Here is a 22739-nt window from a genome sequence, read left to right as displayed (position 1 = left end):
ATGACCGCAGAAACGCTGAACGGCCAAGCCGCCGGGCCTGTCGCCATTGATCTCGCATCAGTCGGAACGGCCCATCACAACTGGCCCGAAGCGGCCCTCTACGAGGAAGCCGTACGCCGGGGCGAAGGCCGGGTTTCTGAAGGTGGCGCGCTGGTCGTCGAAACCGGTCAGCACACCGGGCGTTCTGCGAAAGACAAGTTCACCGTTCGCGACGCGGAATCCGAAGACAAGGTGTGGTGGGAAGCCAACGCCTCCATCACGTCTGAGCAATTCGCCACCCTGCTCGATGACTTCCGCGCTCACATGGCCAGCCGGGAACTCTTCGTCCAGGACCTGTTTGGCGGGGCCGATCTCGACCACCGTCTGCCCGTGCGTGTGTTCACCGAATTTGCCTGGCACAGCCTTTTCATCCGTCACCTGCTGCGCCGCCCTGAAGCCGCCGAGCTCGATGGTTTCGCGCCCGAATTCACCATCGTGAACCTGCCGAGCTTCCGCGCCGACCCGGCGCGCCATGGCTGCCGCTCCGAAACCGTGATCGCGGTCGACTTCGCCCGCCGCCTCGTCCTGATTGGCGGCACGTCCTATGCCGGCGAGACCAAGAAGTCGGTCTTCACCATCCTGAATTATCTGCTGCCCGAAAAGGGCGTCATGCCGATGCACTGCTCGGTCAATTGCCACGAGGAAGACGGCGCGGCCATCTTCTTCGGCCTCTCCGGCACTGGCAAGACGACGCTCTCGGCCGATGCCAGCCGCACCCTCGTCGGTGATGACGAGCATGGCTGGTCGGAAAACGGCCTCTTCAATTTCGAAGGTGGCTGCTACGCGAAAATGATCCGCCTGTCGGAAGAAGCCGAGCCGGAAATCCACGCCACCACGAAGATGTGGGGCACGGTGCTGGAAAACGTCGTGATGGATCCGGTCAGCCGGACGCTCGATCTCGACGACGCGTCGCTCGCGGAGAACAGCCGCGGGGCCTATCCGATCCACGCCATCCCGAACGCCAGCGACACGGGCCGCTGCGGTCAGCCGAAAAACCTGATCATGCTGACCTGCGACGCGTTCGGCGTGATGCCGCCGATCGCCAAGCTGACACCGGCCCAGGCCATGTATCACTTCCTGTCGGGCTATACCGCCAAGGTCGCCGGTACCGAAAAGGGCGTCACCGAACCGACCGCGACCTTCTCGGCCTGCTTTGGTGCGCCCTTCATGCCGCGCCACCCGGCCGAGTACGGCGCGCTCCTGCGTGAGCTGATCGCCGAGCACGATGTCGATTGCTGGCTCGTCAACACGGGCTGGACCGGCGGGGCCTATGGCACCGGCGAGCGCATGCCGATCCGCGAGACGCGCGCGCTCCTCAATGCCGTTCTGGACGGCACGCTGAAGTCGACCGAGTTCCGCGCTGACCCGACCTTCCGCTTCATGGTGCCGGTCACGGTGCATGGGGTACCGTCAGGCATTCTCGACCCGCGCTCGACCTGGAAGGACCGCGACGCCTATGACGCGCAGGCCGCCAAGCTCGCCGCGATGTTCAACGCCAACTTCGTCAAATACGAGGACCATGTCGCGGCCTATGTCCGCGCCGCGGCCCCGGTGATGAAGGACAATGCGGCCGCGACCGTCGCCGCCGAATAGTCCGTCACACCCTCTGAAGGCATAAAAAAGCCCCCGCCGGAAACCGGCGGGGGCTTTGTCGTTGGGTGCGGGGGTAGGATTTGAACCTACGACCTTCAGGTTATGAGCCTGACGAGCTACCGGGCTGCTCCACCCCGCGTCAGAGTGAGCGTCAGATCGGATCAGGCCGCAGCCCTCTCTTTTCAACTTTGTCCGTCCTCGGGATAAACCCTGCGGGCGGACGGGGCTGCTCGCGCCCCTACGTCAGTGGTACGCCCGTTGCCGAGCGAGGGGCGTATCTAGGCCATAAGCGGCAGTGATTCAAGGCCGTATTCCGCACCGCTTGCAGCTTGGCGGGAGGCGTGGGCTCGCGTAAGCCTCATGCCATGACGGACGCGACGATATCCGATGAGGCACCGGCCTGGGGCGCGCTGGCCCCGAGCGGCCTATTTGCTGCCCTGCTGGGTCCGGCCCGGTCGAGCAGGAGCGGCGCGCTGGCCCGCCTGGCCATGGCGTTTGCGCCCGATGCCGCCGACATCGAGACGCTGGGCTTCCGTGCCCGTCTGCACCCGAAGGACAATCTCAGCGAAAAGCGGGCGCTGGTCAGCCCGCAGCGCTTCGACCCGGCCGAACTCGCCTGGCTGTCCGACCACCTCACCGGTGATTTCAGCTTTATCGATCTCGGCGCGAATTGCGGCATCTACACGCTGCACCTCGCGGTGAAGGCCGGGCCCGGAGCGCGTTTCGTCGCGGTCGATCCGCAGCCTGAAATGCTGCGCCGCCTGCGCTTCAATCTCGCCGCCAATGACCTGACCGAGCGCGTGCGCGTGATGGATGTCGCCGTCAGCGATGAAGCCGGCGAGCTGACCTTCCACGTGAACACCAACAATCGCGGGGAAAGCGGGCTCATCACCGAGGGCGAGACCATCACGGTCAAAGCCCTGACACTGCTCGATCTTCTGGATGAGACCGGTCTGGAGCGCCCCGGTGCGATCAAGATCGATGTCGAGGGTATGGAAATGCGCATCCTGGCCCGCTTTTTCGACGAGGCCCCCGAAGGCCGCTGGCCAGGCGCGCTGGTTCTCGAAAGCCTTTATTCCAACGAGACGCGCGATCCTGTCGCGCTGGCGCGGACCAAGGGTTATGCGGTCGCGCTCGATACCGGGCGCAATGTCATCCTGACGCGCTAGTCCCGCGCAAAGCGATAGGTGATGTAGGGTTGCCAGTTGCCGTCCTGGCCCCGGTACTCGACCCGCCAGACCAGCTCAGCCTCGTTCAACGTCTCCCAGACCGTGCGGGCCCGGGCGGTGTCCTCACCGGCGCGCGCATTGGTGATGAAAGGCGTCCTCTCGTCCGCGATCACGGCGGGAAGCTGGAAGAAGGACGCGCCCTCGCCTGCGGTCTCCGAGGCGAAATAGAGGTGCGGCGAACGCGGCGTGTTGTTGAGATAGAAGGCGATCCAGCGCTGCAGGATCGGCGTGTAGCTCCACGCCAGAAGACCGCGATAACCGCTCTCCGGGCGCTCGATCACGCCAGCGATGGCACAGCCGTCCAGCATATGCCCGGCGGTAAAGCGCGCAGGTTCGACGTCGCCATTGGCGCTGACCGCTTCCCCGGACCATTCGCCGACGAGGCCGTCGAGCGCGCCATGGGGTTCGGTCTGGCAGAGAAGACCTTCCGAATAGCCGGGCAGCGGTTCACCTGCTGCCGGCAGGGACGGCATATCGCCGAGGCGCTGGAAGTCGACCACCATCCAGGTGCGCCAGGTCTCGCCGCCATCGGCCGTATTGGCGCCGTCCCACCGGAATCCGTCGGCACGGATGTCGGAAAACTGGTAGCGGCGGATCTGCGGCTCACCCTCGGGCGTCTGCGCGCGCATGTCGGCGCTATAGACCGCAATGCGTCCGTGATGTTCCTCGCCGGTCAGCTGGTCGAGGAAAACGATGCCGTCGAATTGCGGGTTCGGCCAGTGCTGAGCCATCACCCACCGGCCCGCGGCCTCATTGTAATAGCGGATGGAGAAGCCGCGCCCCTGCGCCTCGCCCGGTGTCAGGTCGCGCGGTTCAGCGATCTCGATGATCGCCTTGCCGTCGAGAGCCGGAAACACATAGTGGCGCTGACGCTGGCCGTCTTCGACATGACCCAGCCCGGCTTCCTCTCGCGGTCGCCAATTGCCCTCGCCCCGCCCGGTCCAGAAATCGTACTGGCGGTGTTCGGCAGACTGCCAGTCCTCGGTGACCTCGGTGCCGAGAACCTCGTCCCAGGTGCGATCCGTGCCAACCTGCGTGGTCATCAACCAAGCAGCTTCGATCAAGTCCAGCATGACAATCCCCTCCGCCATTCAATCATATCCGCGAGCAGCGTTGCGCGGACCAATGGCACGGGAAACCCACAATCGTGTGATGACAGACCGACAAGTTAAGCCCAAACGCAAAAAAGCCCCGCCGTTTCCGGCAGGGCTTTTTCAATAACATCGTCAAAGAGGGTCAGATCGATCGTGCGGACCGGGCGGCGACCTACTCTCCCAAGTCTTGAGACTTAGTACCATCGGCGCTGGGGGTCTTAACGGCCGTGTTCGGGATGGGAACGGGTGGGGTCCCCCCGCCATAACCACCCGGTCGGCGCGATCGATCTGAAGATTGAAGAGACGTATGTGCCTGACTTTCTGGCTCATATCAGGCGAACGCAACGTTCGCCGTACATGAACTTCGTGAAATCAAGCCAATCGAGCAATTAGTACCAGTCAGCTTCACGCCTCGCAGCGCTTCCACATCTGGCCTATCAACGTGGTGGTCTTCCACGGCTCTCAAGGGAAACCTGGTTTTGAGGGGGGCTTCCCGCTTAGATGCATTCAGCGGTTATCCTTTCCGTACTTAGCTACCCTGCTATGCGGCTGGCGCCACAACAGGTCCACCAGAGGTACGTCCATCCCGGTCCTCTCGTACTAGGGACAGCTCCTCTCAAGTTTCCGACACCCACGGCAGATAGGGACCGAACTGTCTCACGACGTTCTAAACCCAGCTCACGTACCGCTTTAATTGGCGAACAGCCAAACCCTTGGGACCTGCTCCAGCCCCAGGATGCGATGAGCCGACATCGAGGTGCCAAACAATGCCGTCGATATGGACTCTTGGGCATCATCAGCCTGTTATCCCCGGCGTACCTTTTATCCGTTGAGCGATGGCCCTTCCACTCGGGACCACCGGATCACTATGGCCGTCTTTCGACTCTGCTCGACCTGTCAGTCTTGCAGTCAGGCGGGCTTATGCCATTGCACTCGACGAACGATTTCCGACCGTTCTGAGCCCACCATCGCGCGCCTCCGTTACACTTTGGGAGGCGACCGCCCCAGTCAAACTACCCACCATGCAGGGTCCCGGGCCCGGGTTCACGGGCCGCGGTTAGACGTCAACAAGGATCAGGGCGGTATTTCAAGGATGACTCCACCAAGACTGGCGCCCTGGCTTCAAAGTCTCCCGCCTATCCTACACAAATCGTCGCTAACGCCACTGCAAAGCTGTAGTAAAGGTGCACGGGGTCTTTCCGTCTGACCGCGGGAACTCCGCATCTTCACGGAGAATTCAATTTCGCTGAGTCTATGCTGGAGACAGCGGGGAAGTCGTTACGCCATTCGTGCAGGTCGGAACTTACCCGACAAGGAATTTCGCTACCTTAGGACCGTTATAGTTACGGCCGCCGTTTACCGGGGCTTCAATTCGGAGCTTGCACTCCTCCTTTTAACCTTCCGGCACCGGGCAGGCGTCAGACCCTATACGTCGTCTTGCGACTTCGCAGAGCCCTGTGTTTTTAGTAAACAGTCGCCACCCCCTGGTCTGTGCCCCTCCATACTGGTTGCCCAATACAGAGGCTCCCTTCTCGCGAACTTACGGGAGTAATTTGCCGAGTTCCTTCAGCATAGTTCTCTCAAGCGCCTTGGTATACTCTACCTGTCCACCTGTGTCGGTTTAGGGTACGGTCTAATGCAGGAGTTATTTCCAGGGACTGTTTCGCAGCCCCTCCAATCCAATAAGGAGGAACCACTTACACAATCCGTCACTCTCTGCTGGCCCAGGAATATTGACCTGGTTCCCATCGACTACGCCTTTCGGCCTCGCCTTAGGGGCCGGCTAACCCTGCGCTGATTAGCATTGCGCAGGAACCCTTGGACTTTCGGCGAGCGTGTCTCTCACACGCTTTGTCGCTACTCATGTCAGCATTCTCGCTTCCGATATCTCCACCGGCCCTCGCGGGTCCGGCTTCATCGACTTACGGAACGCTCCGCTACCGCTCTTTCGAGCCCGCAGCTTCGGTGTATCACTTAAGCCCCGTTACATTTTCCGCGCAGGAGCGCTTGACCAGTGAGCTGTTACGCTTTCTTTAAAGGATGGCTGCTTCTAAGCCAACCTCCTGGTTGTCTAAGCACTCCCACATCGTTTCCCACTTAGTGATAACTTAGGGACCTTAGCTGGCGGTCAGGGCTGTTTCCCTCTCCACTACGGACCTTAGCACCCGCAGTGTGTCTGCCGTACATTACTCTTCGGTATTCGGAGTTTGGTTAGGTTTGGTAAGCCGGTGAGGCCCCCTAGCCCATCCAGTGCTCTACCCCCGAAGGTATAGATACGACGCTCTACCTAAATAGATTTCGCGGAGAACCAGCTATCTGCAGGTTTGATTGGCCTTTCACCCCTAGCCACACCTCATCCCGTTCTTTTTCAACAGAAGTGGGTTCGGCCCTCCAGTGAGTGTTACCTCACCTTCAGCCTGGACATGGCTAGATCACCTGCTTTCGGGTCTTATCCCACGAACTCATTCGCCCTATTCAGACTCGCTTTCGCTGCGCCTACACCTATCGGCTTAAGCTTGCTCGTGAGACAAAGTCGCTGACCCATTATACAAAAGGTACGCCGTCACGCTTGCGCGCTCCGACTGCTTGTAGGCGCCCGGTTTCAGGGTCTGTTTCACTCCCCTCGTCGGGGTGCTTTTCACCTTTCCCTCACGGTACTGGTTCACTATCGGTCGATAAGGAGTACTTAGGCTTGGAGGGTGGTCCCCCCATGTTCAGACAGGATTTCACGTGTCCCGCCCTACTCGAGTCTCTCTCGTCTTCGCGCCGTACGGGGCTGTCACCCGCTATGGCCCAACTTTCCAGATGGTTCCGGTAAATTCAGAGAGAGCACTGGCCTAGTCCGCGTTCGCTCGCCACTACTAACGGAGTCTCGTTTGATGTCCTTTCCTCCAGGTACTGAGATGTTTCAGTTCCCCGGGTTTGCCTCCTGCACCTATGTATTCAGTACAGGATACCCCCAAAGGGGTGGGTTTCCCCATTCGGAAATCTGCGGATCAAAGGTTGCTCGCACCTCCCCACAGCTTATCGCAGCGTGCCACGTCCTTCATCGCCTCTTATCGCCAAGGCATTCACCAGGCGCCCTTTTGACGCTTGATTTCAACGAAGCCCATGCGCGGTGAACGTTCCGTCCAATTCCCGTTCGTGCAAACGAGAACCGTGATGTGGAACGACCTCACATGAGCCCATCGGTCAGGATGTCTCTTCAATCCACCCTGAAAGCGGGTGAATCCTCTTTTTACGATGTCATACATCCATCCGGCCGGCACTTCCGTGCCAGTGGATGAAACTTTTGCAACCGCGTTCTGGTGGAGCTGGACGGGATCGAACCGACGACCTGAAGCTTGCAAAGCTACCGCTCTCCCAACTGAGCTACAGCCCCGTTCAGAAACGCAAGAAGTCGGCCGGATCCTCAAAGGCTGAAAGCGCATGGTGGGCCTGGGTAGATTCGAACTACCGACCTCACCCTTATCAGGGGTGCGCTCTAACCAACTGAGCTACAGGCCCGATTGGAATCGATCCAAACGCACACAGCCCCCTAACGAGGAACGCGGCCGCCGCAACCGCGATCGGTTGCAGCGTGGAAAGAGAAACGGAGACGGCGACGCCCGCTGTGTTTTGGTCGTCACCCTGGGCGGGTGCGACCTGATGTCCAAGAAGCCAAAGGAAGCTTGCCAGACCGCAAGGGTCCGGGTCGCTGGTCGATCGGCAATCCTTAGAAAGGAGGTGATCCAGCCGCAGGTTCCCCTACGGCTACCTTGTTACGACTTCACCCCAGTCGCTGACCCTACCGTGGCTGGCTGCCTGATTGGCGCACCATCTTCGGGTAGAACCAACTCCCATGGTGTGACGGGCGGTGTGTACAAGGCCCGGGAACGTATTCACCGTGGCATGCTGATCCACGATTACTAGCGATTCCAACTTCATGCTCTCGAGTTGCAGAGAACAATCCGAACTGAGACGGTTTTTGGAGATTAACTCACTGTCACCGCCATTGTAGCACGTGTGTAGCCCTACCCGTAAGGGCCATGAGGACTTGACGTCATCCCCACCTTCCTCCGGCTTGACACCGGCGGTCCCGTTAGAGTGCCCAGCCAAACCTGCTGGCAACTAACGGCGAGGGTTGCGCTCGTTGCGGGACTTAACCCAACATCTCACGACACGAGCTGACGACAGCCATGCAGCACCTGTACATCGTCCAGCCTAACTGAAGGAATCCATCTCTGGAAACCGCGACGAGTATGTCAAGGGTAGGTAAGGTTCTGCGCGTTGCTTCGAATTAAACCACATGCTCCACCGCTTGTGCGGGCCCCCGTCAATTTCTTTGAGTTTTAATCTTGCGACCGTACTCCCCAGGCGGGATGCTTAATGCGTTAGCTGCGTCACCAAACAGCATGCTGCCTGACAACTAGCATCCATCGTTTACGGCGTGGACTACCAGGGTATCTAATCCTGTTTGCTCCCCACGCTTTCGCACCTCAGCGTCAGTATCGGTCCAGTGAGTCGCCTTCGCCTCTGGTGTTCCTCCGAATATCTACGAATTTCACCTCTACACTCGGAATTCCACTCACCTCTCCCGAACTCTAGCTAGATAGTTTCAAAGGCAATTCCAGGGTTGAGCCCTGGGCTTTCACCTCTGACTTTCCTAGCCGCCTACGTGCGCTTTACGCCCAGTAATTCCGAACAACGCTAGCCCCCTCCGTATTACCGCGGCTGCTGGCACGGAGTTAGCCGGGGCTTCTTCTGCAGGTACCGTCATTATCTTCCCTGCTGAAAGAATTTTACAACCCTAAGGCCTTCATCATTCACGCGGCATGGCTGGATCAGGGTTTCCCCCATTGTCCAAGATTCCCCACTGCTGCCTCCCGTAGGAGTCTGGGCCGTGTCTCAGTCCCAGTGTGGCTGATCATCCTCTCAGACCAGCTATAGATCGTCGCCTTGGTGAGCTTTTACCTCACCAACTAGCTAATCTAACGCGGGCCAATCCATCAGCGATAAATCTTTCTCCCGAAGGACGTATACGGTATTAATTCCAGTTTCCCGGAGCTATTCCGTACTGATGGGCATGTTCCCACGCGTTACTCACCCGTCTGCCACTCACTCCGAAGAGTGCGTTCGACTTGCATGTGTTAAGCCTGCCGCCAGCGTTCGTTCTGAGCCAGAATCAAACTCTCAGGTTGAGTTGGATCCCGACGTCGCTTGGCATTTCAAGAAATCGACAAGAACCATTCATCACCGGCGAACCGGCGACGATTGGCAATTTGTCATTTTCAGAAAAACGCTACAGCGTCATCGGTATCTGATTGATGGCCTGAGCCATCCGCCAGACGCCGCCGCCTGCGTTTCTCTTTCCATATCCACGATGTCAAACAGCCGGTCCAGGACAGCTTCCGCTGCCAGTCCCGTTTGCCCGAGCGAGGTCGCTACCGCGTCCCGCCCGAACGAGGAGGGCGCTATCTATTCGCCCGCCCTACCTCTGTCAACCGCCTTGTCGAAGAGTTTTCGCAGTCGTGTTTCCAACACCGGACACAGAGACCAAAAGGCTCCGGCCGGCGCGATCGGTTACACGCCGTTGATGAACTCCCGTCAGAGCGGAGAGGCTCGGCAACATAAGGAGTTTCCCCCTTCAGCGCAAGCGGTAAAGCGTGTGCCCGCCGCCGAGGAGCCGGGGTATAGGCGGAGGCGATTTTGGACGCAAGCGCTAATGTCGCGAAAACTGCACAAAGCGCTGAATTTGGTCCGATTGCCCCGCTTTTACAGGCGCATCGGGAGTCAGCCGGCCGAGATATAGCGCTTCATGGCATCCGCTTCGGCCTCCGCGGATTCGATTTTCCGCTTCACTACGTCGCCGATCGAGACCATTCCGGCGAGCTGGCCGCCGTCGATGACCGGCAAATGGCGAATCCGCCGGTCGGTCATCTCGATCATCAGGTCATCGAGCGAGTCACCCGGGCTGGCGGTATGGACGTCGCGGGTCATGGCGACCGAGACCGGTGAGGTCAGCGCTGCGCTGCCATTGCGTGCGGCAATCCGCACGATGTCGCGCTCGGATATGACGCCGGCCAGCGATCCGTCGGCGTCAAGCACCACAAGCGCGCCGATTCGATTCGTATCCAGGCTTTGCGCTGCTTCGATCAGCGTGGCACCGGCGTCTATGGTCAGGACCTCGCGGCCCTTGTCTGTAAGAATGTCGGACACTTTCATGCGGGTCACCTCCTCTGGAGACGAACCGGCAGTCTAGCACAATCCGGCGCTGTCCGCGTTGAGAATCGCTAGAATCGGCGCGTTCTCGCGAAGACCGCCAGAAACACTGGATACAGCACGGCCCCTGTTACCAGCCCGCCGACATGGCCGGCCCAGGCGATGGTCATCGCGGTCTGCGTACCCAACACGGCGAGGACCAGGTTGAACAAGAGCCACGGCACGGCCAGCCGCAGCATGCCGTTGCGTCCGCCCCGCGCCCAACCGGCGGCGGCAATGCATCCAGACAGCGCCGTGGAGGCCCCGACCATCGGGGCCATCTCGCCCCAGTTCGCGATTATATGGCCGAGCGCGCCGCCGGCTGCGCATGTAAAGAAGAAGAGCAAAAAGCCCAGCTGTCCCCTGCCCCCATGTCCAAAGGGCCGTGCCGCGGCCGTCCCGAAAGCCAGCATGGCCCCCATGTTGAAAGCGAAGTGCAGCCAGCCGCTGTGCAGGAAGACATGGAGAAGAAACGGCGACCAGGGACCGAGCGGGCTGGGATGTTCACCGATATCGGCCGTGATGACGACGCCGAGATAGCGGGACCATAACTCGAATTCGGGCAGCATGGTGCCGATCAGGAAGACCGCCGCAATGACGGCGGAAAGCGCCAGTACGACCAACGGCATGTCATTGAAAACGGGACTGTCTCGCCTTGGGACGCTCATGGGCCCTCCTTCCCGTTCATACCGTTCCGATTCGGCCCGATCTGCTTAACAAAACCTTTTCGCCCAACAGGGGAAAGCCTCCCCGGGACTTCCCCCGGTGGCATGCCGGTTGCAGCAGATGACCTGAATTCGCATCGAGAAAGAGGATTCGGGACAATGACGCTGCGCAAGACAACCCTGCTGATCACGGTCGCCACCGCGGCCGTTTCGGCATCTCCGGCCTTCGCCCAGAGCGCCAGCGACTTCCAGCGGCCCTGGGGCACGAATGGCCAGTCGCAGACGACGGAGCCGTACCGCGCCGGTACGCGCGACGCCAACAACAATCGCGTCGTGACCAATGGCGTGATGCAGACCGGCGTCGGGGTCCAGGCCCAGATGCAAGGCACGGGTGGCGTCGGTGCCAGTACCAGCACCGGATACAACAGTACGTCGAGCGCGACCGCGATCGGCAACCAGCTCAATGTCGTCGTCAACGGCAGCTGGAACACGGTGATCGTAAATTCCACCCAGACCAATAACGGCAACGTCACTGCCGTCGCCAATTCCGGCGGCCCGCAGGAACCGGAGGTCGCCGAACATGACTAAGCGCATTCTCGCAGCCGCCCTTGGCGCGATTGCCCTGGCGGGCTGCGCCGTGACACCGAACTCGGGAAGTGACGGCCGCTATGCCACGCCGATTGGTAACGCACCGGTGACGCCCAACCCGACGCCGTATTCGGAAGCCCTGACCTGCCTGGCCGGCTATGCCGCACGCCAGGGCGCGCGCTCGCCGCGCATCGCGGTAGGCCGCCTCTCCGACTATACCGGCGCGGTTGGTCCCGAAGGCGGCCCGGCGATCACCCAGGGCGCGTCCCTGATGGCGATCTCGGCCTTCTCGAAAGCCGGAATCAATTTGGTTGAGCGCTTCGATACCTCCGTGTCGGAACTGGAAATGCGCTATGCCAACAACCGCCTGATCGGTGACGAGGCCGACCGCGGCGGCGAAGGCTATCGCCAGATCTATGCCGGCTCCATCCCGGGGTCGGATTATCACCTGATCGGCGGCATTACCGAGCTGAACTACAATATTCGCTCACAGGGCGTGGATGTGCTGGGCGGCAACCGCCTCACCTCCGACCCCACCGGCGTGTTCAACGCGCGCATGTATGTGATGAATGTCGGCATCGACCTGCGCCTGATCAACACGCGCACCATGGAAGTGGTCGATGTCATTTCCTACCAGAAGCAGATTATCGGCCGCGAAATCAGCGCCGGGGTCTTCAGCTTCTGGGGCGATGCCGTCGTCGACATTTCCACCGGCGGACGCTCCATGGAGCCGATCCAGCTGGCCGTGCGTTCGCTGATCGAGCGCGCCGTTCTGGAATTCTCGTCCACGCTTTACGGCGTGTCGCCAGGCTCGGCCTGCCTGCACAGCGACCCCCTGGGTCCGACCAACACCACCGGCGGCGTCAACACCCACACCGCCTACGCAATTTCATCGGAGACTTCGAATGTCCAAGCGCGTGAAAGCGTTGGCCGCGGGCACGAGCGCCGCGATCGCGATGTCCGTGTCGGCCTTCGCGGACGATACGACTGAAATCCTCAACGGGCAGATCAACCTGCAGGCCGAGGTCGCCGCGCTCCTGCGCGTGGACGCTGGCGAGACAGGTGAAGCCACGCTGGCCTCGACGGCCATGGCCAATGTGCTCGATGTCGAGACCATTGCGCCGCACGATGTCGAGAACACGCAATCCTTTGGCGGGTTCGTGACGGCCGATGCCGAAACGTCCGTGACATCGGTCGACGGCACGGCGCTGACCGTATCCACGGCGATGGGCAATGGCGCGACCCTGGACATGACCGGGGATTCCGACATCAGCTCGACCCAGGCAGCGGCCGATGGTTCGAGCGTGTTCGCCGGGGCCACCCTGCGCGTGGGCAGCTATGCCAATTCCTCGGTCACGGCCGCGAATGCGGCGGCCAACGCCGTCGAGATCGAGGCCGATTACGGCTCGATCAACGGGCTTCTGCGTCAGGACAGCGGTGCGGACGTCCGTGCGGATGCCACGATTGATGCCCGCAACGGCGGGATGGGCTGGACCGCTGTGCTCGGCGCGACCGCCTCGGGCAATAATGTCCAGACATCGGGCTATGTCTCTGACCAGATTCTCGATGTGGAACAGGCCAATCGCGGCGAAGTTCGCGCCACGGCCCGGATGGAAGCGGGCGGCGGATCGCGCTTCACCACGGTCGCATCCCAGGCCCAGGGCAATGGTCTGTCGGTGGAGAACCAGTGGGGCTACGCCCACGCCCAAGGCAGCCAGACCAATTCCGGTGACGCCGACGCGTTGACCGATATCAATCTGGGGAATTTTGACCAGGATTCGATCATTGCGTCCGCCGATAGCCTCGGGAATTCGGCCGTTGTCTCGAATATCGGCGCGGATGTGTTCGTCGGCCTCGACCAGAACAATATCGGCAATGTGAATGCGACGATGCGCTTCTCCGGTGATGATGGCGGCGAGGTGATCGGATCAGCGAGCGCCTTCGGCAATGCGCTCTCGGCCTATTCCTGCAATGAATGCCCGAACGTCCAGGCGACCGGCGAGGTCAACCAGACCAATTCGGGGCGCGTCACCTCGACTTTCCAGGCCACGCAGCAGACCGGCTGGGGTATTACCGGCGCGGCCAATGCGGTGGGCAATTCGGCCAGCTTCGTGACCACCAGCCCCTACACTCAGGACTGATCAGCCAGCCAGTCCAGGCGTGACCTGTGAAGCCTGGCTTCGAGGTCCGCCTGCGGGCGGCCGGCGAATTCGCCTGTTTCCAGCGCGTTGCGCCCCCGCTCGATCTCGCTTTTCAGGCGGCCCTTCAAGGCCGCTTTCTCTTCGTCATCGAGCGTTTGCCAGGCCAGGGTTCGGGCTCGGACCGGATCAAATCCGGCTCGGGTGGCGGCCGGCGCATCCTATGCCCATTGCCGCAATGCGGCCTTCCACGCAGGCCCGGCTTCGCCGTTCGAGGGCGAACAAAGACCCCCGCCCCTCCCTGCTCGTCACGATGACTTGCTAAGTACGCCTGTGCCATGTCGACACGGGTGCGCCGGGCGCACTGACGCTCCCGTATCAGGACCGGGCCGACTTCACCTTCGTGGCAGAGTCGGCCGAGGCCGGCATGGCCCGCCTCGTCAATGAAGAACGGCCGAACTACGCGGCTGATCTGTCGGCACGGTCGTGGAAGTGCCAATCACGCTGGATAACCCCTCCGTTCGCCTGCTGGAGGAGATCCGGGGCTGCAATATCGGCGTGGAGATTTTCGCGCCCGATTATCGTGATGCTCGACTTTGAAAATGGCCTCCCGGCCAAGGCACAAGCAAAAGCCCCGGCCCGGCGGTCCGGACCGGGGCTTTTCGCCCACCCCCATCAACGCATGGATCTAGCGGTAGCCGCCGACCCCGCCGTCGAGCATCAGTGTCATATTGGTCGCCGTGGCCACTTCGCGGCGGCGCTCGACTGTTTCGGTATAGGTCTCTTCCCGGCGGATATAGACCAGTTTCAGGCCCGGGCCGTAGAGCCGCAGAAGCGACCGCTCGTTGCAGTTCCGGCGCGGCTCCTGGATCGCGCAGAAGACGCGGCCCGTCGCGTCGTGGCGCAGCGCTTCATTGCGTTCACAGACCATCGTGTAGGCATCGTCCCACACATCCGCACCATCAACGCGCCAGCCGATCGTGACCTGCATGAACGTTCCCGACATGCAGCGGAACAGTTCGCCATCAAAACCGGATTCAACCCGCTCGTCCGGGCTCGGACGGGAGGCCGGATGCGGCGTGCCGCGATCATCGACGCAGACCGCGCGGATCACGCGCCATTCTTCGAGAACGCGGGTGCGCTCTTCCTCGATCAGCTCGGTCTCGTAGATCCCGGCCAGCGCCAGTCCCGTAATGGCCGTTGCGGGCGGCGGCGCGCCAAAGGACCCGCCACCGCCACCGGCGATGGCAATGGCCGTTGCCCCGCCGGACGCGCCTGCGCCGGCTCCGGCATTTGCCCCTGCATTGGCGTTGGCGTTGACGTTGGTCGTCACATTCACATTGGTGTTCACATTGACGCCGACATTGATGCGCGGACCGTGAATGGTGATGTTCGGCGGACGCACGCGATGGCCGCCGCCATGGCCGCAGCCATGGGTACAGCCCCCCTCCTCGCCACCGGCAAAGGCCGGTGCAGGCAGGGACACCGCCGCCAGGGGCGCGGCGAAAAGCGCGATTGCCGCCAGAAAAGCGTACCGGAGTGATACGGGCATGATGCTGCTCCCTTGATTCTGCCCCCTGCCGTGCAAGGGGCGGGCCGGATTCGCCACTGGCGTGTCCGCGGCTCGCCTTTTTGGGGTATGGCCCCGAACTTGAAGCCTGCTGGTCAATTCGGGACGGCGCTGGGTTAACGCAGCCGTTCAGCCATTTGCAGGAGCCAGGCCGTGCTGCACGCCCATTCCAAGGCGCTTCATTCATATTGGGAGTCCCGCCGTTTCGGTGCGGCGATCCCGCGCCGCATGGACATTGCGCCCCGCGAGATCGGCAATCTGCTGAGCCGCCTCTTCATCCTTTACCGTGCCGATCCGGATCACCACCTGTTCCGCCTGGCCGGAACGGGACTGTGCGATCTCTACCGGCGCGAGTTCCGCGAGCAGAACTTCCTCAGCCTGTGGCAGGGCTATGACCGCGACCACATGCGGGCCCTCCTCGAGGCCGCGATCTGCGGTCCGGCCCCCGCTTCGGCACTGGTCGAAGCCGGCACGCTGGACGGTGCGACCATCACCGCCGAGATCACGCTGCTGCCGCTGAAAGGCGGAGACGGACAGACTGACCGTATCCTGGGACTGTTCCAGCCGATGGATCCGGTCGACGCGCTCAAACGGCGGCCCATTGTCCGCCAGAGCCTGATCGAAGCCCGCCTGCCGAAGCGCAAATGGCCCAGCGGCCTTTCGGGGCTGTCTTATGGCAGCGCACGCGTGCCGCCGCGCCCTGCAAATGACGGCTGATCCGGCAAGCCCTTCTTAACTCGATTGGCCGACACTGCGCGCTCACTGGAGCAAGCAGATGCTGGACAAGCCCGGCCGCCTGGATCGGAGAAAGATCAAGATTGCTGCCCGCGGCGCGCAAGAGCGGCGGCGGCATCGCCGTGTCGAATTGGCCATGCGCGGCCGGTTTCTGGCCGAGCGCGCCGGTGAACAGCCTTGCCGCCTGATCGATGTTTCGCCCGGCGGCGCGAAAATCCTTGCCAAGGCACCCCCGGCCCCCGGAACACGCGTCGTCCTGATGATTGACGGGCTCGGCCGGATCGAGGGCGAAGTTCTGCGCCAGGGCGCAAACTGGTTCAGCCTGCGTTTTCAGGCCAGCCAGCCCAAGCGCGACCGGCTGGCCGACGCCATTACCTGGCGGTTCAATATGGAACGCCTCGGCCTCGACGAAGACCGGGTGGCCTCGCGCCGTCCCGGCAAGGGACGGGCAACGGTCAAGCTGCGCGATGGCGTGATGATCCAGGCCGACGTCATTGACGTGTCGATCAGCGGGGCGGCCTTTGCCTGCCTGGAACGCCCCCGCGTCGGCGAACGCGTTCAGGTCGGCGAAATGCATGGGAACGTAGCCCGCATACTGGAAAACGGCTTTGCCGTGGCGTTCGATCCGCCCGAATCGCAGCGATCCACTGCACAAGACACCAATTCCGTCGCACAAGCCGGTTAAGCTCGTTACCGCCGGTTCAGGACGGAGCGTGCAGGCTCTGGCCCGATTTTTGCCAAACCCGTGTGGTTATGTTCCAGCGAAGCCAAAATAGAGCGTCCAGCATGTCCCGCGATGGCGGAACCACGAAAACGTGGTTCGTCAAGGTCGATGGCCGCGTCTACGGGCCGTACACGCAGGCCCAGATGCGCGGCTTCATCCAGGAAGGCCGCGTCGCGGCCCATTCGCTCGTCTCCATCGAGCGCGATGGCGGCTGGAAACCCGCGCTGGAAGTCGAGATCCTGCGCGGCTGGCTGGACCAGGCTCGTGGTGCTGCCAATGACCGCTCTGGCGGCGAAGGCCAGGCCTCGAATTTTATCATTGTCGCCGACATCCGTTCCGAAACGGGAAGCGCGTTCCAGAGCGCCCTGTCCCATTTTGGTGACGAGACCAAAATCGTCGACGGAGTGTGGCTCTTGCGGACCGCATCCAGCGCGGCACGCCTGCGCAACGAGCTGAGCCATCTGCTCGACCGCGATGACAGCCTCTTCATCGTCGATGCGTCACGCAACAAGACGGCCTGGTTCAATCTCGGCGACACCATCGACCAGCGCATCCGCGAGGTCTGGAACCCGGGCGGCACCCGTTCAAGTGATGACACGTAACCCGTCGCGGTGACGTTTCCAGTTGGCGACATAATGATCCGCCGACGCCTTCAGGATTTCTCCCATCTCCGGCCCCAGCGTCTTGGCGACCCGGCCCGGCGCGCCGACGACCAGTGAATTGTCGGGTATGACCTTGCCTTCGGTAATGAGGGCATGCGCGCCGATCACGCAATTCGAGCCGATCTTCGCGCCGTTGAGGATCGTCGCGCCAATGCCGATGAGGCTGTAATCGCCAATCGTACAGCCATGCAACATGGCTTGGTGGCCGATGGTCACGCCTCTCCCCACCGTCAGCGGCACGCCCTCGTCGGTATGCAGGACCGAGCCATCCTGGACGTTGGAGTCCTCCCCGATTTCAATCGGATCATTGTCGCCGCGCAGCACCGCGCCATACCAGACGCTGGCATTCTCCTTCAGGATCACATGCCCCATCACTTCCGCGCTGGGGGCCACCCAATAGTTGCCGCTGGCTGGCAGGACGGGTTCGCGGTCGCCGAGCGCAAAGATCGTCATGGGGTGAGTTCCTTCTCGTTCATCCGAATTGTGAAATTCCTGCGAAAAGAATGCTTAGGAATTGTTCACCGAATTACACTGATACTGCCTATGCGATTCGACGGGTTGGGTCGGGTCGCAAACGGTCCGGAGGGGAGGCTACAGAGCCATCGTGCACATGCAATGCACACCACCGCCAGAGCCCGGCATGCCGGGAGACCATCTGGACGCCCGTTCCGGAATCCAAGCCTTGAGCCGCGTTTGTCGCCCCCCTGCTTCCCGCCGGGGGGTTTTTTGTATCTGGAGACCCTCGACATGGCCAAACGGTCCGCAAAGCGTCGCAGCACTGCCGGTGAATTCAATTCCGATCACTATAAAGACGAGCAGACCAAAGTCCGCGCCCTTTTCCCGGGCACAAGCTGGAGCCCCGATGATCGCGAGCCGATGCGCGACCAGAGCTATGTGAAAACCGTCAAACCGCGTTCCGAAGGCCAGAAACGGCTCATGAAGGCCATCGATACGCACAATCTCGTCCTCGCGCTCGGGCCTGCGGGCACGGGCAAGACCTATCTCGCCGTCGCCAAGGCGGTCGAGGCGCTGGAAAAAGGCGAGGTCTCGCGCATCGTCCTGTCGCGCCCGGCCGTGGAGGCCGGCGAGAGTATCGGCTTCCTGCCCGGCGCAATGGAGGAGAAACTCGCCCCCTATCTGCGCCCGCTCTATGACGCGCTGACCGACCGGCTAAGCCCGAAAAAGCTGAAAGCCTTCATGGCCGAAGGTCTGATCGAGATCGCGCCCATCGGATACATGCGCGGGCGCACGCTCAACAATGCCTTCGTCGTCGTCGACGAGGCCCAGAACTGCACCTACGGCCAGCTGAAAATGCTGCTGACGCGGCTGGGGTGGCACTCGACCATGACCGTGACCGGCGACCCGGCCCAGACCGACCTTCTGCCGGAACTCTCCGGCCTGTCGGCGATCTCGGAAAAGCTCGAACAGGTCGACGACATCGCCGTGGTCCGGCTCGACCAGGGCGACATCGTTCGCCATCCGCTCGTCGCCTCCATGCTCGACGTGCTCTAACTCACCGTCAGTCAGGTCTGAAACACCGCCGGCGGGGCCTCATGGCTCCGCCGGTTCTGTTTGGGGGGTGTTTCAACTCCGTCGGTCGAGGAGACCGGACGGTTCTCCTGGTCATAGACCAGCGTGTTGAGCGTATCGTTGGTGATATTGCCCGCCGTGTCGTGCGTCAGGCTGCTCGAGCCGATCTCAAGTCAACTGGTTGAGGCCGTTATGCTGGTCGGTGACGTCCTCGTTGGCAAAGCCACCGAAGACGTAATTGTCGTTCGAGATCGTGCGCGAGATGATCTGACCGGCCGGATTATAGGCATAGGTGAAGGTCACGTCGTTCGTGGCGCCCGAGAGATCATGCGACAGCGTCAACAGACGGTGCGTACTGTCATAGGCGTAGCTCGTCACTCTAGACGCAATGGGGGTGGGTCCGCATAACTCCTCCTTCTAGCTAAGTCGTATTGATTTTTTTCAATTTCATCAATATGAAAATTTTCTAGATTTGAAAACCTTGCGTATATTTCTTCACAATTTCCATAAAAGAAAATCACATTATCCTCTATAATTGGCGTTTCATTTAAAATTCCACTGTTATATAAAGATATTATATCATCATATAAATTAGAAATTTGGTGGTTATTTATGTATGATTCTCGACTTTCTGTTAGAGAAACATAACAACTGCTGTCGGCAACAAAGTGGCAGCCACACAAAAATACAAAAGGTATAAATACAGCCTTTTTCATGCTCAATCACCACACAAATAGAATTGCGGATAATATGTATATCCAATTGCCCGTACGCTTACATTCGTAAGTGTAAGGCCACGAATTGTGGCCGATACTGGCTCACCAGGTCTGACTTCTAGCCACTGGGTTGTTCTAGCGCCGTTAGCCGCTAGCGAATACGTTCTATCCCAAGTGCCACCGTTAGCACGGTACGTAACCCATGCTGAATTATTTAAGGAACTGGCTAAACCACCAACACTAAGTGCTCGCATACCTTGGCCCCACGAACCAGTTGGGACTGGCCTAGACAAATTATAGCCGCTGCGAGCCGCAGACAGTGGAGGAGCAGGACCATAGCTCGCGAATTGCAACTCGATAAGACGATATCGGTGCCCAGCACTTAAGTTAAAAACTACAGGGTTTATCAAAGAATTGGTTACTCTGCCTCCGAAATTGTCGGAATCTTCAAGGAAGGTGCGTCCTAGCCCAAGTGACTCCATCATTGCGGCCTCACTGGCCCTCCCCCCTGTACCCAATGCACACCTGTTTTCTCTTGGTCGGGGCGCGGTCACTGTAATTACATCCCTGACACTAAAAGCATCTTCATACGTGACTGTTATCAAACCTGCCGGCCAATGGTTAGGGTCATTTAACCAATCACGGAGTGGGTCACCGCTTACCGAACCGCATCGGGCATAGGCACCTCGACAGTCTCCATCGACAGGGACACAGTCTTCGACTTCGGAGTCGTCGCACGCTGCCAACCCCCACGGGTCGGTGAAGTTCACCGGATCCCCGCCGGTATAGCCATAGAGGTTCAGCCCGCCGTTCTGCCCGATCGGGTCGGTCTGGAGGAAGCGGCCGGGGCCGGCCCCGTAGACCCGGTTGCGGTTCAAGGTCATGTGATCCATCGGCAGGCGGAACTGGCCGGCATAGCCGAACGCGCCGGCATTGCCCGAGGCCTCGATGCCTTACTCGCCTGCCCTCGCGAAAGCGGGGGTCATAGCTGTTGATCGCGCCCACCAGAGCGCCCGACGAGTCCGTCTGCGCCATCATACTGCGCCACCGGCGCGCCGAGGCCCCCGGCGTGGACGTAGCGCTCCGTCACCGCGTTCGAGCTGTTGTCTGGCAGGGTTGGCAAGGCTGTCCCGCCCCCCGGTCCAAGGGCAAACGCGACGCCCTCGAAAGCTGGTTCCTTGGATTGAACGGCCCTGCAATCGACGGCGGGGCCGTTTTTTCTTGTGCTGGCGCACCCGATATGCTTGCCCCTTTTATAGGTAAGCAACGGAACGGGTTGGGAAATGCGGGGGTCACAAGCCGCCATCTTGATGCTGATATCGGTCGCGGCCTACGCATCGTATCCGGTGGTCGCCGTCTTTGCTCAGGGCGAGATCAACCCGTTGATGTTTGTCGGCATCGCCCATGTCACCGCGCTGATCGCGTCTGCGGCGGTCCTGTTCATCTGGGGCAAGCGCGATTCCCGGCCCTATCTCGCGGCCACGCTGGACGGCTTCAAGAACCGCTATGCCTTTGCGTCAATTGCATTTGGCGGCATCACGAATGCGATAAGCCACGCGAGCCTTTTCGCGGCGGTCTATTTCGCGCCCGCCGCTGTGGTCACGCTGCTCTACGAGACGTGGCCGATTGCTGCCATGTACCTGTTCTATGTCTGGATGCGGCATCACTACCGGCCGTTTCTGGCTTCGGATTACGTGTTTTCGGGCGTTGCTTTTATCGGCCTGGCCATCGTCGTTTACAGCGGCCCGCAAACCAGCGAAGTCGCCGTTCCGAGCGGCGAAATGCTCGCCTTGGGTATTGGCCTTGCCTTGCTCTCCAGCCTCACCATGGCGACCAGCTCAGGGGCCGGGATATGGACCACTCGCTTCTACGAAAAACACCACCCCTCGCTTCCCGCCTCCTTCATGGTTCAGCTCGGCACGAAAATATTCTCCGGGCTCGGTCCGATCATCGTCGCGCTTTTCCTGCCCCGGGGCACTGAGTTTAGCGGGCTGGGGTTGGGGCTCGCCGTGGGCTCGGGACTGTTCATCGTGACAATCGGTGCCAGCTTCTATCTCGTCGCCAACACGATGGCCCGGTCCACGTCGATCAACATTCTTTATTACCTGACGCCGGTCCTGTCCCTGGCCCTGCTGGCGGCCTTCGGTCTTGATCAGATCGGCCCGGCCATCGCGCTCGGTGCCATCCTGATCATCGCCAGCAACCTTCTTATCTATGGCCGGGCTGATCCGAGCTATGCCTATACGGCCAGCCTGCTGATGCTGATGCTATCGGCAACCTACGTTTTCTACGTTCCGGGTCTCGAGATGGACTCGTTCTATGATGCACTGGCCGTACCCGCAGCCATATTCGCGATCCTGATCGCATTCATGCTCGACCGTGTATTCCAGAGGGCCAATTCACAAGAACAGCTCGTGATTGACCTGCTGCAAAAATTTGAAGCGGACTCCAAAGGTGCCCAGAAGCAGGGCTATTGGGTCATCCGGATTTGGGCGGCAAATTCCGACGCCGAAGTGAAGCAGACCCTGGACGAGGCCAAGAGCGCCCTGCCCAAGTCACTCGTGCTGGATCTGTACGCCCTTGGCCTGAAAAAGATGTCGATATTCTCGTTTGGGGAACGCTTTATCGTCATCGTCGTTGCAACGATGGTCGTGGCGATTGCGAACATCTTCCGGCCCAACAGCATGGTGGCCGAGTTGATGGCCCCGGCGCTCAGCAGTGCTGTCGTATTCCTGACGTCCACAATTTTTGACCGGCTTGAAGTCCGCACCAATCGCCAGCTGCAGAACGGACTGCTCTCGCTCGTCGATCCGAGCGCTCAAAAATCCGATGACGGAATGACCGAACGCCCGTTTTTCTCGAGCGTCCTGATCTTCCTGATCTTCGTCAGCTACGTCTATGTCGTGCTGTCGAGCTGACCGCGATCAAAGCTCTTCGAGGTCCAGGTCGAGGATGACCAGTTCGAAGGAGTATGAGGTTTCGCCTTCGTCGATATTCTTCGACACCACGCCGAGGCATTCCTGACCGATATAGATTTCGGCGCACTCGTCGGGGCGCTGGCGGCGCTGGACGACCAGTTCGGGATTGAGCTTCCGGCTGAGGAAGGTCTGCAGCTTGGTGGCCTCTTCCGCGGTGAGGATGGGAGCCATGTCGGTCAGTCCTTTGTTCGATTCGGTGTCAGTCTATCGCGTGTCGGGCGCGGGTTGAAAACCGCCG

Annotated in this window: 20 protein-coding genes, 3 tRNA genes and 3 rRNA genes; 10 read left to right on the top strand and 16 right to left on the bottom strand. The window is 60.8% G+C overall.

From position 1 onward, the window contains the following. On the top strand, positions 1 to 1632 hold the full coding sequence (locus V0U35_RS10420; protein WP_330196649.1) for a phosphoenolpyruvate carboxykinase: 1632 nt from the start codon (positions 1 to 3) through the stop codon (positions 1630 to 1632). A gap of 62 nt (positions 1633 to 1694) precedes the next feature. On the opposite strand, the gene V0U35_RS10415 is transcribed toward V0U35_RS10420, so the two are convergent. Continuing rightward, positions 1695 to 1771 (bottom strand) — tRNA-Met (locus tag V0U35_RS10415). A 226-nt stretch (positions 1772 to 1997) separates the two neighbouring features. Here V0U35_RS10415 and V0U35_RS10410 point away from each other — a divergent pair. Continuing rightward, positions 1998 to 2801: an FkbM family methyltransferase gene (locus tag V0U35_RS10410; RefSeq protein ID WP_330196648.1), complete on the top strand. Its 804-nt coding sequence runs from the start codon at positions 1998 to 2000 to the stop codon at positions 2799 to 2801. On the opposite strand, the gene V0U35_RS10405 is transcribed toward V0U35_RS10410, so the two are convergent. From V0U35_RS10405 to V0U35_RS10370, 8 genes are all read right to left on the bottom strand, one after another. Beyond that, on the bottom strand, positions 2798 to 3934 hold the full coding sequence (locus V0U35_RS10405) for a hypothetical protein (RefSeq protein ID WP_330196647.1): 1137 nt from the start codon (positions 3932 to 3934) through the stop codon (positions 2798 to 2800). The two genes, V0U35_RS10410 and V0U35_RS10405, sit on opposite strands and share 4 nt — an antisense overlap. A 180-nt stretch (positions 3935 to 4114) precedes the next feature. Beyond that, positions 4115 to 4229 (bottom strand): 5S ribosomal RNA (gene rrf / locus V0U35_RS10400). 94 nt (positions 4230 to 4323) lie between these two features. Continuing rightward, a 23S ribosomal RNA gene (locus tag V0U35_RS10395) occupies positions 4324 to 7054 on the bottom strand. Positions 7055 to 7261: 207 nt separating this feature from the next. Beyond that, a tRNA-Ala gene (locus tag V0U35_RS10390) sits at positions 7262 to 7337 on the bottom strand. 48 nt (positions 7338 to 7385) lie between these two features. Continuing rightward, positions 7386 to 7462, bottom strand: a tRNA-Ile gene (locus V0U35_RS10385). A gap of 212 nt (positions 7463 to 7674) precedes the next feature. Then, positions 7675 to 9135 (bottom strand): 16S ribosomal RNA (locus tag V0U35_RS10380). Together the 16S, 23S and 5S rRNA genes with 2 tRNA genes alongside form the textbook arrangement of a ribosomal RNA operon. A 592-nt stretch (positions 9136 to 9727) precedes the next feature. Then, positions 9728 to 10159 carry a CBS domain-containing protein gene (locus V0U35_RS10375; protein ID WP_330196646.1) on the bottom strand — a complete coding sequence of 144 codons (432 nt, stop codon included), beginning with the start codon at positions 10157 to 10159 and terminating at the stop codon, positions 9728 to 9730. A gap of 68 nt (positions 10160 to 10227) precedes the next feature. After that, positions 10228 to 10863 (bottom strand): rhomboid family intramembrane serine protease, encoded by a 636-nt coding sequence (locus tag V0U35_RS10370; RefSeq protein ID WP_330196645.1) that lies wholly within the window; start codon positions 10861 to 10863, stop codon positions 10228 to 10230. A 156-nt stretch (positions 10864 to 11019) separates the two neighbouring features. Here V0U35_RS10370 and hfaA point away from each other — a divergent pair, with 156 nt between their 5' ends. The 3 genes from hfaA to hfaD are packed head-to-tail and all read left to right on the top strand — an operon-like array spanning position 11020 to position 13589. Next, positions 11020 to 11448 carry a holdfast anchoring protein HfaA gene (gene hfaA, locus V0U35_RS10365; protein ID WP_330196644.1) on the top strand — a complete coding sequence of 143 codons (429 nt, stop codon included), beginning with the start codon at positions 11020 to 11022 and terminating at the stop codon, positions 11446 to 11448. After that, complete coding sequence (gene hfaB, locus V0U35_RS10360; protein ID WP_330196643.1) at positions 11441 to 12439, top strand: holdfast anchoring protein HfaB; 999 nt, start codon at positions 11441 to 11443, stop codon at positions 12437 to 12439. The genes hfaA and hfaB overlap by 8 nt, the downstream gene beginning before the upstream one ends. Then, positions 12354 to 13589 carry a holdfast anchor protein HfaD gene (gene hfaD, locus V0U35_RS10355; RefSeq protein ID WP_330196642.1) on the top strand — a complete coding sequence of 412 codons (1236 nt, stop codon included), beginning with the start codon at positions 12354 to 12356 and terminating at the stop codon, positions 13587 to 13589. The genes hfaB and hfaD overlap by 86 nt, the downstream gene beginning before the upstream one ends. Here the strand turns inward: hfaD and V0U35_RS10350 are convergent. Then, positions 13580 to 13717 carry a hypothetical protein gene (locus V0U35_RS10350; protein WP_330196641.1) on the bottom strand — a complete coding sequence of 46 codons (138 nt, stop codon included), beginning with the start codon at positions 13715 to 13717 and terminating at the stop codon, positions 13580 to 13582. The two genes, hfaD and V0U35_RS10350, sit on opposite strands and share 10 nt — an antisense overlap. 557 nt (positions 13718 to 14274) lie before the next feature. Further along, entirely contained in the window at positions 14275 to 15138 is an 864-nt protein-coding gene (locus V0U35_RS10345) for a hypothetical protein (RefSeq protein WP_330196640.1), read from the bottom strand. Positions 15139 to 15309: 171 nt separating this feature from the next. Here V0U35_RS10345 and V0U35_RS10340 point away from each other — a divergent pair, with 171 nt between their 5' ends. From V0U35_RS10340 to V0U35_RS10330, 3 genes are all read left to right on the top strand, one after another. Further along, complete coding sequence (locus V0U35_RS10340) at positions 15310 to 15873, top strand: PAS domain-containing protein (RefSeq protein WP_330196639.1); 564 nt, start codon at positions 15310 to 15312, stop codon at positions 15871 to 15873. Positions 15874 to 15931: 58 nt separating this feature from the next. Next, positions 15932 to 16576 carry a PilZ domain-containing protein gene (locus V0U35_RS10335; RefSeq protein WP_330196638.1) on the top strand — a complete coding sequence of 215 codons (645 nt, stop codon included), beginning with the start codon at positions 15932 to 15934 and terminating at the stop codon, positions 16574 to 16576. Positions 16577 to 16677: 101 nt separating this feature from the next. Further along, on the top strand, positions 16678 to 17217 hold the full coding sequence (locus tag V0U35_RS10330) for a DUF4339 domain-containing protein (RefSeq protein WP_330196637.1): 540 nt from the start codon (positions 16678 to 16680) through the stop codon (positions 17215 to 17217). Here V0U35_RS10330 and V0U35_RS10325 read toward each other — a convergent pair. Further along, positions 17200 to 17730: a gamma carbonic anhydrase family protein gene (locus V0U35_RS10325; RefSeq protein ID WP_330196636.1), complete on the bottom strand. Its 531-nt coding sequence runs from the start codon at positions 17728 to 17730 to the stop codon at positions 17200 to 17202. The genes V0U35_RS10330 and V0U35_RS10325 overlap by 18 nt on opposite strands. Before the next feature lie 294 nt (positions 17731 to 18024). Between V0U35_RS10325 and V0U35_RS10320 the strand changes: the two genes are divergently transcribed. Then, positions 18025 to 18789 carry a PhoH family protein gene (locus tag V0U35_RS10320; RefSeq protein ID WP_330196635.1) on the top strand — a complete coding sequence of 255 codons (765 nt, stop codon included), beginning with the start codon at positions 18025 to 18027 and terminating at the stop codon, positions 18787 to 18789. A 186-nt stretch (positions 18790 to 18975) separates the two neighbouring features. On the opposite strand, the gene V0U35_RS10315 is transcribed toward V0U35_RS10320, so the two are convergent. The 3 genes from V0U35_RS10315 to V0U35_RS14015 are packed head-to-tail and all read right to left on the bottom strand — an operon-like array spanning position 18976 to position 20473. Then, positions 18976 to 19185 carry a hypothetical protein gene (locus tag V0U35_RS10315; protein ID WP_330196634.1) on the bottom strand — a complete coding sequence of 70 codons (210 nt, stop codon included), beginning with the start codon at positions 19183 to 19185 and terminating at the stop codon, positions 18976 to 18978. Then, positions 19182 to 19523: a hypothetical protein gene (locus V0U35_RS10310; RefSeq protein WP_330196633.1), complete on the bottom strand. Its 342-nt coding sequence runs from the start codon at positions 19521 to 19523 to the stop codon at positions 19182 to 19184. Before V0U35_RS10310 ends, V0U35_RS10315 begins: the two co-directional genes overlap by 4 nt. A 2-nt stretch (positions 19524 to 19525) precedes the next feature. Next, positions 19526 to 20473 carry an RHS repeat-associated core domain-containing protein gene (locus V0U35_RS14015; RefSeq protein WP_373696406.1) on the bottom strand — a complete coding sequence of 316 codons (948 nt, stop codon included), beginning with the start codon at positions 20471 to 20473 and terminating at the stop codon, positions 19526 to 19528. Between the two features lie 360 nt (positions 20474 to 20833). On the opposite strand from V0U35_RS14015, the gene V0U35_RS10305 reads away from it, so the two are divergent. Next, the gene (locus V0U35_RS10305) at positions 20834 to 22441 is read left to right on the top strand and encodes a DMT family transporter (protein ID WP_330196632.1); all 1608 of its coding nucleotides are present in this window, start codon (positions 20834 to 20836) and stop codon (positions 22439 to 22441) included. Between the two features lie 6 nt (positions 22442 to 22447). Here the strand turns inward: V0U35_RS10305 and V0U35_RS10300 are convergent, their stop codons facing one another. Further along, on the bottom strand, positions 22448 to 22672 hold the full coding sequence (locus V0U35_RS10300) for a DUF3126 family protein (RefSeq protein ID WP_330196631.1): 225 nt from the start codon (positions 22670 to 22672) through the stop codon (positions 22448 to 22450). Between the last annotated feature and the right edge of the window lie 67 nt (positions 22673 to 22739).

It is taken from the genome of Hyphobacterium marinum (genome assembly GCF_036330325.1).
GTDB classification, from domain to species: Bacteria; Pseudomonadota; Alphaproteobacteria; order Caulobacterales; family Maricaulaceae; genus Hyphobacterium; species Hyphobacterium marinum.
The sequence above is the reverse complement of the archived record's forward strand: the minus strand, read 5'-3'. Positions and strand labels throughout refer to the sequence as shown.